Source organism: Bifidobacterium catenulatum DSM 16992 = JCM 1194 = LMG 11043 (assembly GCF_001025195.1).
Taxonomy (GTDB): domain Bacteria; phylum Actinomycetota; class Actinomycetes; order Actinomycetales; family Bifidobacteriaceae; genus Bifidobacterium; species Bifidobacterium catenulatum.
The window spans coordinates 1,399,481-1,411,951 of sequence record NZ_AP012325.1 but is presented as its reverse complement, the minus strand read 5'-3'; the positions used below and the strand labels follow the sequence as shown (position 1 = coordinate 1,411,951).

Genomic DNA, 12,471 nt, shown 5'->3' with positions numbered 1-12,471 from the left:
ATTACTTGCGTAGTTTGCGACGTAGCGACTGCAGCAGCGTGAGCGAACGGTAGAACGCCTTCTTGACCGGAATGTCACGACCTGCCGAAACCTGTACGATATTCTCGGAGAATTTCGTCTTGAATCCGTTCAAACTCTTCAATGAAGGCGCGAAATCGTTGCCGATGCCCATCAAATCGAGAACAGTGCAGCCCCGCTCTCCAAGTGCGCAACATACAACGTAAATCAGTTTGTCGGGAACATGCTGGCGCATGATTTCCGTACGCATGCACGCATAGTAATAGACCGCGTGATCGCCGTTGATGGTGATGATGGACCATGCCACAACCTTGCCGTCGATACGTGCCGCGAACACGCGCGCATGATCAGGGCCAAGATTGCTGATCATATCGACATAGTCGCTCATCGGAGCGGGGGAGAAGCCATCACGGTGGGCGGTATCAACCATGACCTCGTAGTATTCGGAAAAATCAGCCATAGCCTGCGCGGTCTCATCGGCGCAAGCGGCGGGGCTTTCCCTCAACGCCTTACGCACGTCGCGGCGGCCACGCTTCTTCATGCGTGTAAGAACCGCCTCATCGCCACCGGTGAGGTCCACATACACGGTCTCGTTGTAAGGAACGGTGGAAAGCACCGGGAACGAGCCTTCGAAATCCCACAAGTCGATACGCAGGAACACAACGTTTTTATCGCGTTTGCGTACGTCCTCAACAAGCAGGTCACGAACCTGTGCTTCCAGCTGCGCGGAAGGCTTGTCAAGCCAAGCCGGACCATGAACGGACCTCAAATAGTGGTAGCCATGGGTTTCGTAATCGATGAGCGCGATGAATGCGATCGGAGCGCCGTCCTGCTTCACCACATACGCACCCCACGGCGTACGTCCGTCAATGGTGTTCTGATATTTGGCCCACACTGCGGTCTGTTCGATGGGCAGGGTAAGACCCGCCTGCACGGCCTGCTGTTCCATGGTGGCTGCGTCGGTGAATTCAAGAGTGATCATGATTGTTGGATTGTTCCTTATGGTTGGTGATTACTCGATGATGGTTGGCTGTTGCCGCAGGTCAGACAAGCCCAAAAATACGTTCCACAATGTGGTCGTCGCCTTCGAAGGGAATATGCTTGCCGTGGTTCTTGAACCAGCGCTCGTTGCCTTTGCCGATGATAAGGATGATATGGAGGCGGTTGGGATTCTTGCGGTCGATTGCTACGGTCGACTCCACTGCTTCCGTACGGTCGAGAATGATCCTCGCATCCAGATCAGGATTGGTGACACTGTCGAGCATGTTTTGACAGACGTGTTCCACAGGCTCGTCATCCGTGTCTTCGAAGGTGAGAATCAGATGGTTGACGCGATTCTGTGCGGCCCTGACGATTTCCGATCTGCGATCATACGCTTTATTGCCTGCGGATCCAGTGACCAGCGTGACTTCAGGATCGTCCTTGCCGTAGCGTTGGTCGACATAGTCAAGCAACGCCGTTACGGAAGCATAATTGTGCGCATAATCAACGATGGCGATGGTGTTCGACTTCGTATCGTGGAAATGCTCCATACGACCGGCGATACGTACCGGTTCCATATTGCGCAGTGCTTCCTTCGCGGCGGTTTCGTGGAAATCGAATCCAACGGCATGCGCAATGGCAATGGCCGCGGCGGCGTTCGCATAATTGAAATCGCCATCCAATTGCAGGCTGAGCGAGCCGATCTGTTCACCTTCCACCGCAATGGCGAAACGGCTATGGTCGGCGGATTCCGGCCATGCGGTCACATCCGCGGCCGATGCTTCGCCAAGAGCGAACGTGGTGACGGGAATATCGGCGATTGCAGCATCCTGACGAATAAGATCGGCATGTGCGCATGCCGTGCCGAGAACCAGGGAACGGCAATTCTTCACAATCTGCCGTTTGCAGTGGAAGTAATCCTCGAATGTCGGATGCTCGATGGGGCTGATATGGTCCGGGCTGATATTAAGGAATGCGGCGACGTCAAAAGTAAGTCCGAAAACGCGATCGACTTTGTACGCCTGCGACGAAACCTCCATAACCAGGTATTTCATGCCGTTATCAGCGGCTTCGCGCATCATACGGAACGCATCCATGGACTCCGGTGTGGTCAAATCGGACTCGACATAGGTATGTCCGTCAAGGCAATTGTCTGCGGAAGAGAACAAAGCGCATTTGCCGTCGGAACAGCCGTTGAGCATGGCTTGGGTGAGGTAGGCGGTAGTGGTTTTTCCCTTGGTTCCGGTAATGCCGATGACTTTCAGTTGGTTCTGCGGGTACCCATAAAATGCCGCGGACAGCAGACTCATGGCTTTGCGCGCGTCATTCACGATAAGTCCCGGAGCTTTCGTCGCCGCGGAGAAGTCGTTTTCCGCAACGTATGCGGCAAGTCCACGATCATCGATGCCATCGAGATATTCCGCTTTGAAACGGCCTTTGCAGCACAGGAGCGCGCCAGATACGACCTGCCTGGTGTCATAGGTGATTGAACCGAATGGCTTGTCGAATCCGTTGATGGTTTGCGCGTCAAGCGTCCAGGCGTCTCCTTGGATGATTTCGCGCAACAATCCATGCTCACTGAGCAAACGTGCTGCTGATGCCAAAGTCAAAGCCATATTTCGTGTTCTCCCTGTTCTTCGGATACCGAACAGCCATTCTACCGTCAGCTATGTGCATGGCATGTGGAAGTCTGGGTGGTTACAATAAAGCTGTGACTGAAGTACGAACGGAAACTACGGCAGGTAAAAGGGCGCGTTTTGAAAAACTCGCCATGCCTGTGGTCGATGCGTTGTACCGGCAGGCGATGAAGCTTACCAACAATCCCGATGATGCCCAAGATTTGGTGCAGGATACTTTCGAACGGGGATTCAAGGCGTTCGACTCCTTTCAGGAGGGAACGAATTTCGCCGCGTGGATGACGACCATCGAGCGGAATGCCTATTTCAACCAGTATGCCAAAGCCAAACGCAGACCGCAGCGGGCTAACGATTCCACCGGTGAATATGACGATTGGGACATTTATTCGGCTTCGGAGCATTCCTCGGAAGAACTTAAATCCGCGGAACAGGAATATTTGGATGCCTATGCGCCCGAGGAAATCATGGCGGCGCTCGCCAAGCTTTCGCCGGAACGCCGTCAGGTGTTCATCGATGCTGCGATTGATGGCAAGTCATACCAGCAGGTGGCTGACGAACAGGGTGTGAAGATCGGCACGGTGATGAGTCGTCTCAATCGTGCGCGTACGCAGTTGAAACGAGAACTTGCCAACTATGCGAAGGAACGTGGCTATGCCACGGCAGGGAAGGACAGCGCATGAGTGAATCGATCGAACGGCATACCACCACTGTCGCCACCGGCGAGGACGGCACTGTGACCCGGGTGACGCATACCAGTGTGCGCGTTAGCGCCTCCGGTGATTGTTTCGACCCCGAACGTTGCTGCGACGAGCGTGAACGGGCATTGATTGCGGCCATGCGTGCGTATCTGCGCCCGCAGCATGCCCCGCAGAGTCTGATTGACCGTCTTGAAGCTACGCTTGACCATTGCTGCGGAGAATAAGTCCGTGCATGTTCCCCGGCAATGGACTTGTGGCAGGCTCTATGGCAGGCTGAAGAAGTATGAGAAAACCCCGCGAATCAATGGTGATTCGGCGGGGTTTTCAATGTTCTGTAGCGTTATTCACGCTGGCAGGGATCAGGCGTTTGGACGCTTGCCGTGATTGGCGGCCTTCTTACGACGATCCTTGCGCTTACGTCCGCGCATGCCCATGATTGGACTCCTTTACTTACGATTAATAAGCCTTCGGGATTATCGCACACGAGCGAGACGTTTGCCAAATCCGGTGTTCGATAGGTGGCCACTCAGGCTTATCCTTCGGTTTTTATATGACCAGAATCAGTCGGTTTAACCGATTGGATTACTCGGTCACGTTCACTCGCATGTTCACTCGGCCATACCGAGGAATAGCGAGGTGCTGGTGGTTTCGCCCGGCTTGATCACAATCAGCTCGTTGCCCGTGTTGAATGCGTTGGCATAGGCGGTCTGCGGCTCCACGGCAACGCCGGCGGGATGCTGGAATGCAGGGAACTTGGTGCCTGTGCATACCTGGAACGAGGTGATGGTTTCGTCGCCACCGACGCGGACCTTCTTACCATCGGCGCGGGTGAACACTGCCGTGACGGAACCGTCTTCGGCGTGCTCCAGATCGGTCCATGCGTCATCGAACGGCTGCTCGGTGAGCAGTGTGTCTTTGCGTAGGTCGTACTTGGTGCCGTCAACGGGCTCAGTACCGGTCGGAATAAGGTTTTCATCCACGGTGACATGTGTGCGTGCCGGCAGCGTCAGGCTGCACTTGGCGTTGTGCTCGTCGATTTCGTCTCCATAGCCGTTAAGGCTGTTGGCGAGCCACGGGTGAATGGCCAAAGCCCACGGCGCGTTCGTGTCGCCATTGTTGTAGGCGCTGACGGTCAAGTGCATGCCGTCATCGGCGAGGCTGTAGGTGGCGGTGACATACAGGTCAAACGGATAACCGACCATGTTGGGGGAACGCCAGGCGAGGGTCACTGCGTCTTCGGCAAGAGAGATCAGCTTCCAGAATGAGCGGTAACCGTAGCCGTGGATGGCGGTGTTGCGGTCATGTTCGTCGATTGGCAGCGAATAGGTCTTGCCTTCGAACGTGTACTCGCCGCCCTCGATACGGTTCGGGAACGGAATGAGGATCTGGCCGTGGCAGCAGGTCACCAGATCATCAGGGCCAAGGGCGACGGTCAGATCTTCGCCCTTATAGGTCAGTTTGCGCATAGTTGCGCCAAGTTCGGTGATGACGGCTTCATAGTCGCCGTGGGAGATGGAGAATTGCTGTCCGGTACGGGCAGGCAGGTTAATGCAGGTCATAGTCACTCCATAGTGCCGTTGGATAGGTTCCGGTAACGGTAGCGTTACCGGCTAACACCACAGTTTACCTGTTTCATGCCGTATGACGATGCTGTTTCTTCGGCGTGCCGCCCATGTCTTAGTATTGATGAGGTTTTCACAAAGCAACGAAAGGCGGCCATCATGACCAAGCGCATCGTACTGGCGGATCCCCGTGGCTTTTGCGCGGGCGTCGACAGGGCGATTCTGACTGTGCAGACGATTCTCAAGGCTGCCAATCCATCTCGGACTGACGATCTGCCGCCGGTGTATGTGCGTCGTCAGATTGTGCACAACAAGCATGTTGTTGAAGAACTGTCGGCTCAGGGTGCAGTATTCGTGCAGGAATTGGCTGAGATTCCCGATTCCGCGGCTTCCGCAGGAATTCCGATTGTCTTCTCTGCGCACGGCGTGTCTCCTGCGGTGAAGGCTGAGGCTGCGGCTCGGGGCATGCATGTTGTTGACGCCACATGCCCTTTGGTGAGCAAGGTGCATCGTGAGGTGTTACGTTTCGTCAAAGAAGGCTACGAAATCATCTACATCGGACATAAGGGTCATGATGAGGCCGTTGGCGTGGTCGGCGAATCTCCGGAACATGTGCATCTGATTGAGCATGAGTCGGATGTCGATTCGTTGGATTTTTCTTCGGATACGAAGTTGGTGTTGCTTTCGCAGACCACGCTGAGCGTGGATGAGACGGCAGGCACTATCGCCGCGTTGAAGGAGCGTTTCCCATGGCTTGAGATGCCTCCGAATTCCGACATCTGCTATGCCACGTCGAATCGTCAGGCTGCGGTCAAACTCGTTGCCGAGCAATCGGATTGCGTGGTGATCGTCGGCTCGGCGAATTCGTCAAATTCCGTACGCTTGATGGAGGTTGCACAGGAGGGGCTGAACACGCGTTTTGGCGGTGTACTTGATGGTGCTTGCGGAAAGGCCCACCGTGTGGATGATGCGTCCGAGCTTGATCCCGCATGGTTCGATGGTGTTGAATCCGTGGGAATCTCGTCGGGCGCATCCGTACCTGACGAATTGGTGTCAGGTGTTATTGAATCGCTGCAAAGCCAAGGTTTCAATGATGTGGCCACCATTGAAACCATTAAGGAAAACATGCATTTCGTGCTTCCCAGTGAACTTCGTAAGAAACCGGTCCGCTGATTGGACTTTACGAGCGTCGAGTACTTTACCGAGTGCCGATAGGCGCGGCTACGCCGTCAAGCACCTTGAGCAGATCGTTGGGATCGATGCCGATTGAGAAGCCGCGTTTGCCTCCCGACAGCAGTATCTCGCTATATTGCAAAGCGCTTTCGTCGAGTACGGTTTTGTGGTGTGTGCGTTGACCGAGCGGTGAGATGCCTCCAACCACATACCCGGATTCGCGCATGGCGACCTTTGGATCGGCCATGGAGGCTTTTTTGGCTCCGACCGCTGCGGCCAGCGCCTTCAGATCCATGTGTCCGCTTACAGGAACCACGCCTACCACGCGTTCGGAGCCGGTATCGGCCATAAGCGTTTTGAACACCTGATGCTCGTCAAAGCCCAGTTTGGTGGCGGCTTCGACCCCATAGCCGTCATCCATATGGTCGTTTGAATGTGCGTATTCGTAAGTCTTGAATGGGATTCCCGCTTGTTCCAGTTGCACTGTTGCCGGTGTTGAACCGGCTCCCTTCTCATGCTTTTTCTTACCCATGTTGCTCTACTCTAAAACGTATTTGTATCGGTACGTATTTGCGTCGGTTAACAAAAGGGCTTCCGCCGTGAAGCGAAAGCCCTTGCACTAAGTTCTACTTAGAATCGTGCGGATTGTTCCGCTATTGATTCACTCGGAGATCTCAGCGAAGTACAGCAGGGTGCGCACCATGTTGCAGGTGAAGCCGTACTCGTTGTCGTACCAAGAAACGGTACGAGCCATGGTCACGCCGTCAACGGTGTTGACGTCGGTCTGGGTCGGATCGAACACGCCACCATGGGTGTCGCCGATGATGTCGGAAGACACGATGCCATCCTCGTTGTAGCCGTAGAATTCGGTGGAGGAGAATGCGGCCTTGAATGCGGCGTTAATCTCGTCAGCGGTGACTTCCTTGTTCAGAACGGTGGTCAGCTCGGTGACGGAGCCATCCGGAACCTGGATACGCTGGGCGTGACCCTGCAGCTTGCCGTTCACGGACGGAACGACCTTGCCGATGGCCTTGGCAGCGCCGGTGGAGTGAGGAATGGTGTTGATCGCGGCGGCGCGGTTGTTGCGAGCCTTCGGGAAGCGCGGGCCGTCGAGAATCATCTGGGTGCCGGTGTAGGCGTGGATGGTGGTCATGAAGCCAGCCTTGATGCCCCAGTTCTCGTCCAGCAGCTTGACCATAGCGGCCATGGAGTTGGTGGTGCAGGAACCGGCGGACACGATCACATCGGAAGCCTTCAGGATGTTGTGGTTCACACCGAAGACGACGGTCGGGGTGGTCTCGTCCTTGGCCGGAGCGGAGATCAGGACCTTCTTGGCGCCAGCGTTGATGTGAGCCTGGGACTTCTCAGCGGAGGTGTAGAAGCCGGTGCACTCGAGCACGAACTCAACGCCATCGTTCTTGACCCACGGGATGTTGTTGGCATCCTTCTCGGCGTAAACCTTGTATTCCTTGCCGTCAACCACGATGGAGTCTTCGGTGGAGGTGACCTCAACCGGGGTGCCATCGTCATGACGGAAGGTGCCGTGGGTGCTGTCGTACTTCAGCAGGTAGGCCAGCATGGACGGGGTGGTCAGATCGTTGATTGCAGCGACCTCAATGTCACCGGCCTGGCCGCCACGAGCCTGCAGCTCGAAGATGCGGCGGAAAGCCAGACGACCGATACGACCAAAGCCGTTAATACCAATCTTAACTGTCATGTAATTCTCCCTTTAGGGTAGGCCACACGTGTGCTGGGCACACAGAAGCCATTGTTTACCAACGTCACCCACTTTAGTGCGTCACCTGTACTTAAGGCAACGCATTCGCACGTGTGTTTCAGAAAACGTCGTATTTTCTGTGAGCGCTCACGCTGCATGTGATTTCAGACCGCGTTCGACAAGCGCAGACGAGATTTGGGTATCCAATGGGCCGAGATCGCCCTTGAACGCATGATGCCAGGAGACCTGTGGTAAAGGAGCTTCGGCTGGGAATGTCACGATGAGCGTGCCTTGGGTAACCCCGACATGCGCGGGCAGGCCATGCCGGAACTCATTGCTGACCCCGTTAACCTTGGTGCTGGTCATGAGCGCGTCGCTTATTTCGTATTTCAAGCCTTTTTCGCAAACGCCGACGGAAGTGTTGGAATGCGAGAAGACGGAGATCATGCGACCCGGTTTGACATCGTTTGCTGCGAAGTCAAGATTCCCATCGCATATCGCTGTCACAATGGAATCATTGCCATGTAGAAAACCGATGGCGCCATGATTGGCGAGCAATGCCATCAATTGGATGTTGGATATCGTATGGTCGATTCGCCCTCCGAGCGCGCCGTAGATATGGAAAAGCCTCGCACCGTGAAACCATCCGATTTTGAGGGCGGATAACAGATCCGGATCGTCTTTTTCCGGCGGCAGTTCGACGGTGCGCTCGTCTGGTGTGGGGCGTTTGCCCGTGATCGAATCGAAATCACCTACCACCACGTCGGGCATTACGTCAAGGGCGCGGGCGTGATCGAGCCCGCCGTCCGCAGCGATGACGAACGAGCCCGCTGGAACTATTGGTGTTTCTCCGTAATATTCACCTGCCGCGAAAATCACACAGGTATCGAAATTATTTGTCATGTAAGGTCAGTGTAGTATGCTGGCCGGCGTTGTTGTAAGGTGCGCTTTAACTGGTTGCAAATACGACACGCGGTAGTCGTGGTGTGTGGTATTATCTACAAGGCTTGAGAAATCAAGAAAGCGGGATATCCCCACCTGGAAGCCTTTCAGGGCCTCGGGTTCGGGCATAATGCCTTGTCACTGTGGTGAAACAGTGAAGTGGAGAGCGTATCAGAACGTTCTTCAGTGTGCCTTTATAGGTGCGTTTGGCATGCCATGGACTTTTGAGACGTTGAAGAACTGCCAATCTGGGAACATTCCGTTGAATGGAACATGAGGATTGGAGTCATCATCAGCGACGAACCACGCATTAACGACGAGATTCGCGTCTCCCAGGTGCGTCTGATCGGCCCGAACGGCGAACAGGTGGGAGTCATCGCGACTTCCGTCGCACTGAACCTGGCAAAGGAAGCGAACCTCGATCTCGTCGAGGTGGCGCCCAACGCGAAGCCTCCGGTTGCCAAGCTCATCGATTACGGCAAGTATAAGTACAACGAGAAGATTAAGGCTCGCGAGGCACGTCGTAACCAGAGCACTGCGGAAATCAAGGAAATTCGCTTCCGTCTGAAGATCGACGACCACGACTTCGAGGTCAAGAAGGGCCATGTTGTGCGCTTCCTGAATGGCGGAGACAAGGTCAAGGTCACCATCATGCTGCGCGGTCGCGAGCAGTCCCGTCCAATTGGTGGCGTTGAGCTGCTGCAGCGTCTTGCTGGCGAAGTGGAGGAATACGGTACTGTCGAATTTGCTCCGAAGCAGGAGGGCCGCAACATCATCATGACGCTCGCGCCGAAGGGCAAGAAGGTTCACACCCAGTCCGAGCAGCGTCGTCGTGGTGATCAGTCCCGTGCCGAACGTCAGGCTCGTCAGGCCGCACGCTTGGCGGCCAAGCAGGAAGCCCAGGCTCAGGCAGCGGCCGAAGCCAAGGCCGCAGTGACGTCCGACAAACCGAAGACTTCCGAAACGAAGTAACAAACAAGGAGGGCAGCAATGCCGAAGATGAAAACTAATTCCGCCGCTTCCAAGCGCGTCCGCGTGACCGGTTCCGGCAAGCTGATGCACGCTGGCTCCGCAATGCGCCACAACCTCGAGCACAAGTCCGCTCGTAAGCGTCGCGCACTGAAGGCCGACGGCGTTCTGGCTACTTCCCAGAGCAAGAACATGAAGAAGCTGCTCGGTCGCTGAGCATAGCGAGAGCTAATAAGAAGACTTAATAGAAAGCTGAGGAATCAAATATGGCACGTGTCAAGCGCGCAGTAAACGCCCACAAGAAGCGTCGCGTCGTTCTCGAGAGGGCTTCCGGCTACCGCGGCCAGCGCTCCCGTCTGTACCGTAAGGCCAAGGAGCAGCTGCTTCACTCCTTTACCTACAACTTCCGCGACCGCAAGGCTCGCAAGGGCGACTTCCGCAAGCTGTGGATCCAGCGTATCAATGCTGCCGTCCGCGCAGAGGGCATTACTTACAACCGTTTCATCCAGGGCCTGCACCTCGCTGGCATCGAACTGGATCGTCGTGCTCTCGCCGAGCTGGCCATCTCCGATCCGGAGACCTTCAAGGCCATCGTCGAGCAGGCCAAGGCTGCTCTTCCGGCTGATGTGAACGCTCCGAAGGAAGCCTGAGCTTCTTCGCTGATTCAGCGTGACTGATGGGAACCCTCGCTCCAGCAATGGGCGGGGGTTCTTGTGTTGCACGTCAGGAACCATCTATCTCATAGCCATGGCAACGGCGGTATACGATGCGAACAGGCAACTTTCGGCGGAAGGAGGGCGATGAACGATTTCGAGCGGATGATCAGACAGTTTCTTGCACACATCGATGTTGAGAGAGGATTGTCAAAAGCAACGGTGTCGGCATATGGCGCCGATCTGAAAAAATATCGGCAGTGGCTTGCCAATCGGGGGATTAATGACATTACGTCCGTGACGACACAGGATGTGGAAAACTACGTCGCTTTTCTTGACGAGTCCGGGGAATCCGCCCGAAGCAAGGCCCGCCGGTTGGCCAGCATCCACGCGTTCCATCGTTTCGCCGTGGACGAACATAGCGTCGCCGACGATGTATCCGCGCAGGTGAAAGCTCCCAAGGGTGCAAGTACTCTTCCCGATGTGCTGGCTATTGATGAGGTCGCCAGATTGTTGGAAGCGATTCCCGTTTCCCAGAACAGAGCTTGTGACGACGCTTCGTTGGAGGTCTCGGATGATCCTGTGATGCTTCGAGACAAGGCGTTGCTTGAATTCATGTATGCGACCGGCGCGCGAGTGTCGGAGGCATGCGGAGCGAATCTTGATGATGTCGATACGGAATCCAGAATCGCCAGACTGATGGGCAAAGGTTCAAAACAACGTCTGGTTCCTGTCGGCAGCTACGCATGCGAGGCAATCAGCCGGTATGTGCGTTCGGGGCGTCCAATACTGGAGTCGAAGTCAAAAGGTCCTCAGGAGCGTCGCGCCCTGTTTCTCAACAAGCGCGGACGAAGATTGTCGAGACAGTCGGTTTGGGAGATCATCAGGGTTGCGGGGGAACGTGCGCACATCGACAAGCCGTTGCATCCTCATACGTTGCGTCATTCTTTCGCCACGCATCTTATCCAAGGCGGTGCCGACGTGCGTACCGTGCAGGAGCTGCTTGGGCATGCAAGCGTCACCACCACGCAGATATACACGCACGTCAGTCCCGAAAACCTGATTGAAACGTATCTGACGTCTCATCCCCGCGCCAGATGATGGTGTTGCTGCCGTTTTGAACGGCGGCAATGGACTAGCATGGATTACAGTGAAAGTTGACACAAGGATGTTGGTAAGGTAAACGGTATGCCTACGGATTTGCTTGGACGAGATTATGAGACGTTTCCCGCTCCGGAGCCGCTGCAGACGCACGGTCCGGCAAGGGTCATCGCCATGTGCAACCAGAAAGGTGGCGTTGGTAAGACAACCAGTTCAATTAATATCGCCGGTGCGTTGAGCCAGTACGGTCGTCGTGTGCTTATCGTCGATTTCGACCCGCAGGGTGCCGCCACGGTGGGACTGGGCATCAACGCCAATGCCGTGGAAGATACGGTGTACACCGCGCTGTTCAATCCGCGTATGGATGTACATGCTGTGATTCAGCATACCGATTTCGAGAACCTCGACATCATGCCGTCCAATATCGATCTATCTGCCGCCGAAGTGCAGCTGGTCACCGAAGTGGGACGTGAACAGGTGCTGGCTGGCGTGTTGCGACAGGTCAAGGATGAATATGACGTGATCATCATTGACTGCCAGCCTTCGTTGGGCTTGCTCACGGTGAATGCGCTGACCGCGGCGGATGGTGTGATCATTCCCGTGGCTGCCGAGTTCTTCGCGTTGCGTGGCGTGGCTTTGCTGATGCAATCCATAGAAAAGGTGCAGTCCCGTATCAATCCGAGTCTGGAAGTGTATGGAGTGCTCGTCACCATGTTCACGCATACTCTGCATTGCGATGAGGTGTTGCAGCGCATTTATGAGGCGTTCCAAGGCAAGGTCTTCCACTCGGTGATCTCGCGGTCTATCAAGTTGCCGGATTCAACGGTTGCCGCTGCGCCAATCACCATATATGCGCCGAATCACAAGACGGCGAAGGAATACCGTGAGGTTGCCCGGGAACTGATTTTCCAAGGCGTTATCGCATAGATGCTCAAGGCTCCCTTGTGGGGCCTTTTTTGTTAGCCGCATGTGCGCTGGATTTTAATGATTGATTGGTGGAACACCCAACTTATGGTCATG

Annotated in this window: 15 protein-coding genes; 8 read left to right on the top strand and 7 right to left on the bottom strand. The window is 55.4% G+C overall.

Going from position 1 to position 12,471, the window contains the following annotated elements:
- Window position 1: 1 nt before the first annotated feature.
- Both BBCT_RS06045 and BBCT_RS06040 read right to left on the bottom strand, forming a co-directional pair.
- Window positions 2-1,000 carry a lipid II:glycine glycyltransferase FemX gene (locus tag BBCT_RS06045; RefSeq protein ID WP_003834354.1) on the bottom strand — a complete coding sequence of 333 codons (999 nt, stop codon included), beginning with the start codon at window positions 998-1,000 and terminating at the stop codon, window positions 2-4.
- A 61-nt stretch (window positions 1,001-1,061) separates the two neighbouring features.
- Entirely contained in the window at window positions 1,062-2,615 is a 1,554-nt protein-coding gene (locus BBCT_RS06040) for a UDP-N-acetylmuramoyl-L-alanyl-D-glutamate--2,6-diaminopimelate ligase (RefSeq protein WP_003834355.1), read from the bottom strand.
- Between the two features lie 155 nt (window positions 2,616-2,770).
- Between BBCT_RS06040 and BBCT_RS06035 the strand changes: the two genes are divergently transcribed.
- Together BBCT_RS06035 and BBCT_RS06030 are read left to right on the top strand one after the other, a co-directional pair.
- Window positions 2,771-3,316 (top strand): sigma-70 family RNA polymerase sigma factor, encoded by a 546-nt coding sequence (locus tag BBCT_RS06035; protein WP_231858104.1) that lies wholly within the window; start codon window positions 2,771-2,773, stop codon window positions 3,314-3,316.
- A complete protein-coding gene (locus BBCT_RS06030; protein WP_003834357.1) occupies window positions 3,313-3,558 on the top strand; it encodes a hypothetical protein in 246 nt (81 codons plus the stop codon). The genes BBCT_RS06035 and BBCT_RS06030 overlap by 4 nt, the downstream gene beginning before the upstream one ends.
- Before the next feature lie 135 nt (window positions 3,559-3,693).
- Here BBCT_RS06030 and BBCT_RS09760 read toward each other — a convergent pair whose 3' ends face one another.
- Window positions 3,694-3,768, bottom strand: a complete 75-nt coding sequence (locus tag BBCT_RS09760) for a 50S ribosomal protein bL37 (RefSeq protein ID WP_003817083.1) — start codon at window positions 3,766-3,768, stop codon at window positions 3,694-3,696.
- Between the two features lie 174 nt (window positions 3,769-3,942).
- The gene (locus BBCT_RS06025) at window positions 3,943-4,893 is read right to left on the bottom strand and encodes an aldose 1-epimerase family protein (RefSeq protein WP_003834359.1); all 951 of its coding nucleotides are present in this window, start codon (window positions 4,891-4,893) and stop codon (window positions 3,943-3,945) included.
- A gap of 162 nt (window positions 4,894-5,055) precedes the next feature.
- On the opposite strand from BBCT_RS06025, the gene BBCT_RS06020 reads away from it, so the two are divergent.
- The gene (locus tag BBCT_RS06020) at window positions 5,056-6,069 is read left to right on the top strand and encodes a 4-hydroxy-3-methylbut-2-enyl diphosphate reductase (RefSeq protein WP_033513407.1); all 1,014 of its coding nucleotides are present in this window, start codon (window positions 5,056-5,058) and stop codon (window positions 6,067-6,069) included.
- A 25-nt stretch (window positions 6,070-6,094) separates the two neighbouring features.
- On the opposite strand, the gene ybaK is transcribed toward BBCT_RS06020, so the two are convergent.
- The 3 genes from ybaK to BBCT_RS06005 all read right to left on the bottom strand — a co-directional run bounded on the left by ybaK (window position 6,095) and on the right by BBCT_RS06005 (window position 8,689).
- Window positions 6,095-6,601 carry a Cys-tRNA(Pro) deacylase gene (gene ybaK, locus BBCT_RS06015; RefSeq protein WP_003834361.1) on the bottom strand — a complete coding sequence of 169 codons (507 nt, stop codon included), beginning with the start codon at window positions 6,599-6,601 and terminating at the stop codon, window positions 6,095-6,097.
- A 129-nt stretch (window positions 6,602-6,730) separates the two neighbouring features.
- A complete protein-coding gene (gene gap, locus BBCT_RS06010; protein WP_003834362.1) occupies window positions 6,731-7,786 on the bottom strand; it encodes a type I glyceraldehyde-3-phosphate dehydrogenase in 1,056 nt (351 codons plus the stop codon).
- Window positions 7,787-7,933: 147 nt separating this feature from the next.
- On the bottom strand, window positions 7,934-8,689 hold the full coding sequence (locus BBCT_RS06005; protein WP_003834363.1) for a thiamine diphosphokinase: 756 nt from the start codon (window positions 8,687-8,689) through the stop codon (window positions 7,934-7,936).
- 312 nt (window positions 8,690-9,001) lie between these two features.
- Between BBCT_RS06005 and infC the strand changes: the two genes are divergently transcribed.
- From infC to BBCT_RS05980, 5 genes are all read left to right on the top strand, one after another.
- Window positions 9,002-9,700, top strand: coding sequence for a translation initiation factor IF-3 (gene infC / locus BBCT_RS06000; RefSeq protein WP_003834364.1), 699 nt, complete (start codon window positions 9,002-9,004; stop codon window positions 9,698-9,700).
- Between the two features lie 18 nt (window positions 9,701-9,718).
- On the top strand, window positions 9,719-9,913 hold the full coding sequence (rpmI, locus tag BBCT_RS05995; RefSeq protein WP_003834365.1) for a 50S ribosomal protein L35: 195 nt from the start codon (window positions 9,719-9,721) through the stop codon (window positions 9,911-9,913).
- Between the two features lie 50 nt (window positions 9,914-9,963).
- Entirely contained in the window at window positions 9,964-10,347 is a 384-nt protein-coding gene (gene rplT, locus BBCT_RS05990; RefSeq protein ID WP_003834366.1) for a 50S ribosomal protein L20, read from the top strand.
- A 150-nt stretch (window positions 10,348-10,497) separates the two neighbouring features.
- Window positions 10,498-11,451 (top strand): site-specific tyrosine recombinase XerD, encoded by a 954-nt coding sequence (xerD, locus tag BBCT_RS05985; RefSeq protein WP_003834367.1) that lies wholly within the window; start codon window positions 10,498-10,500, stop codon window positions 11,449-11,451.
- Window positions 11,452-11,538: 87 nt separating this feature from the next.
- Window positions 11,539-12,378, top strand: coding sequence for a ParA family protein (locus tag BBCT_RS05980; protein WP_003834368.1), 840 nt, complete (start codon window positions 11,539-11,541; stop codon window positions 12,376-12,378).
- The last annotated feature ends 93 nt before the right edge of the window (window positions 12,379-12,471 follow it).

Excerpts from the sequence above, each read along its gene's own strand:
- BBCT_RS06045 (WP_003834354.1), bottom strand. The coding sequence starts at position 1,000 with ATGATCACTCTTGAATTCACCGACGCAGCCACCATGGAACAGCAGGCC.
- BBCT_RS06040 (WP_003834355.1), bottom strand. The coding sequence starts at position 2,615 with ATGGCTTTGACTTTGGCATCAGCAGCACGTTTGCTCAGTGAGCATGGA.
- BBCT_RS06035 (WP_231858104.1), top strand. The coding sequence starts at position 2,771 with ATGCCTGTGGTCGATGCGTTGTACCGGCAGGCGATGAAGCTTACCAAC.
- BBCT_RS06030 (WP_003834357.1), top strand. The coding sequence starts at position 3,313 with ATGAGTGAATCGATCGAACGGCATACCACCACTGTCGCCACCGGCGAG.
- BBCT_RS06025 (WP_003834359.1), bottom strand. The coding sequence starts at position 4,893 with ATGACCTGCATTAACCTGCCTGCCCGTACCGGACAGCAATTCTCCATC.
- BBCT_RS06020 (WP_033513407.1), top strand. The coding sequence starts at position 5,056 with ATGACCAAGCGCATCGTACTGGCGGATCCCCGTGGCTTTTGCGCGGGC.
- ybaK (WP_003834361.1), bottom strand. The coding sequence starts at position 6,601 with ATGGGTAAGAAAAAGCATGAGAAGGGAGCCGGTTCAACACCGGCAACA.
- gap (WP_003834362.1), bottom strand. The coding sequence starts at position 7,786 with ATGACAGTTAAGATTGGTATTAACGGCTTTGGTCGTATCGGTCGTCTG.
- BBCT_RS06005 (WP_003834363.1), bottom strand. The coding sequence starts at position 8,689 with ATGACAAATAATTTCGATACCTGTGTGATTTTCGCGGCAGGTGAATAT.
- infC (WP_003834364.1), top strand. The coding sequence starts at position 9,002 with ATGAGGATTGGAGTCATCATCAGCGACGAACCACGCATTAACGACGAG.
- rpmI (WP_003834365.1), top strand. The coding sequence starts at position 9,719 with ATGCCGAAGATGAAAACTAATTCCGCCGCTTCCAAGCGCGTCCGCGTG.
- rplT (WP_003834366.1), top strand. The coding sequence starts at position 9,964 with ATGGCACGTGTCAAGCGCGCAGTAAACGCCCACAAGAAGCGTCGCGTC.
- xerD (WP_003834367.1), top strand. The coding sequence starts at position 10,498 with ATGAACGATTTCGAGCGGATGATCAGACAGTTTCTTGCACACATCGAT.
- BBCT_RS05980 (WP_003834368.1), top strand. The coding sequence starts at position 11,539 with ATGCCTACGGATTTGCTTGGACGAGATTATGAGACGTTTCCCGCTCCG.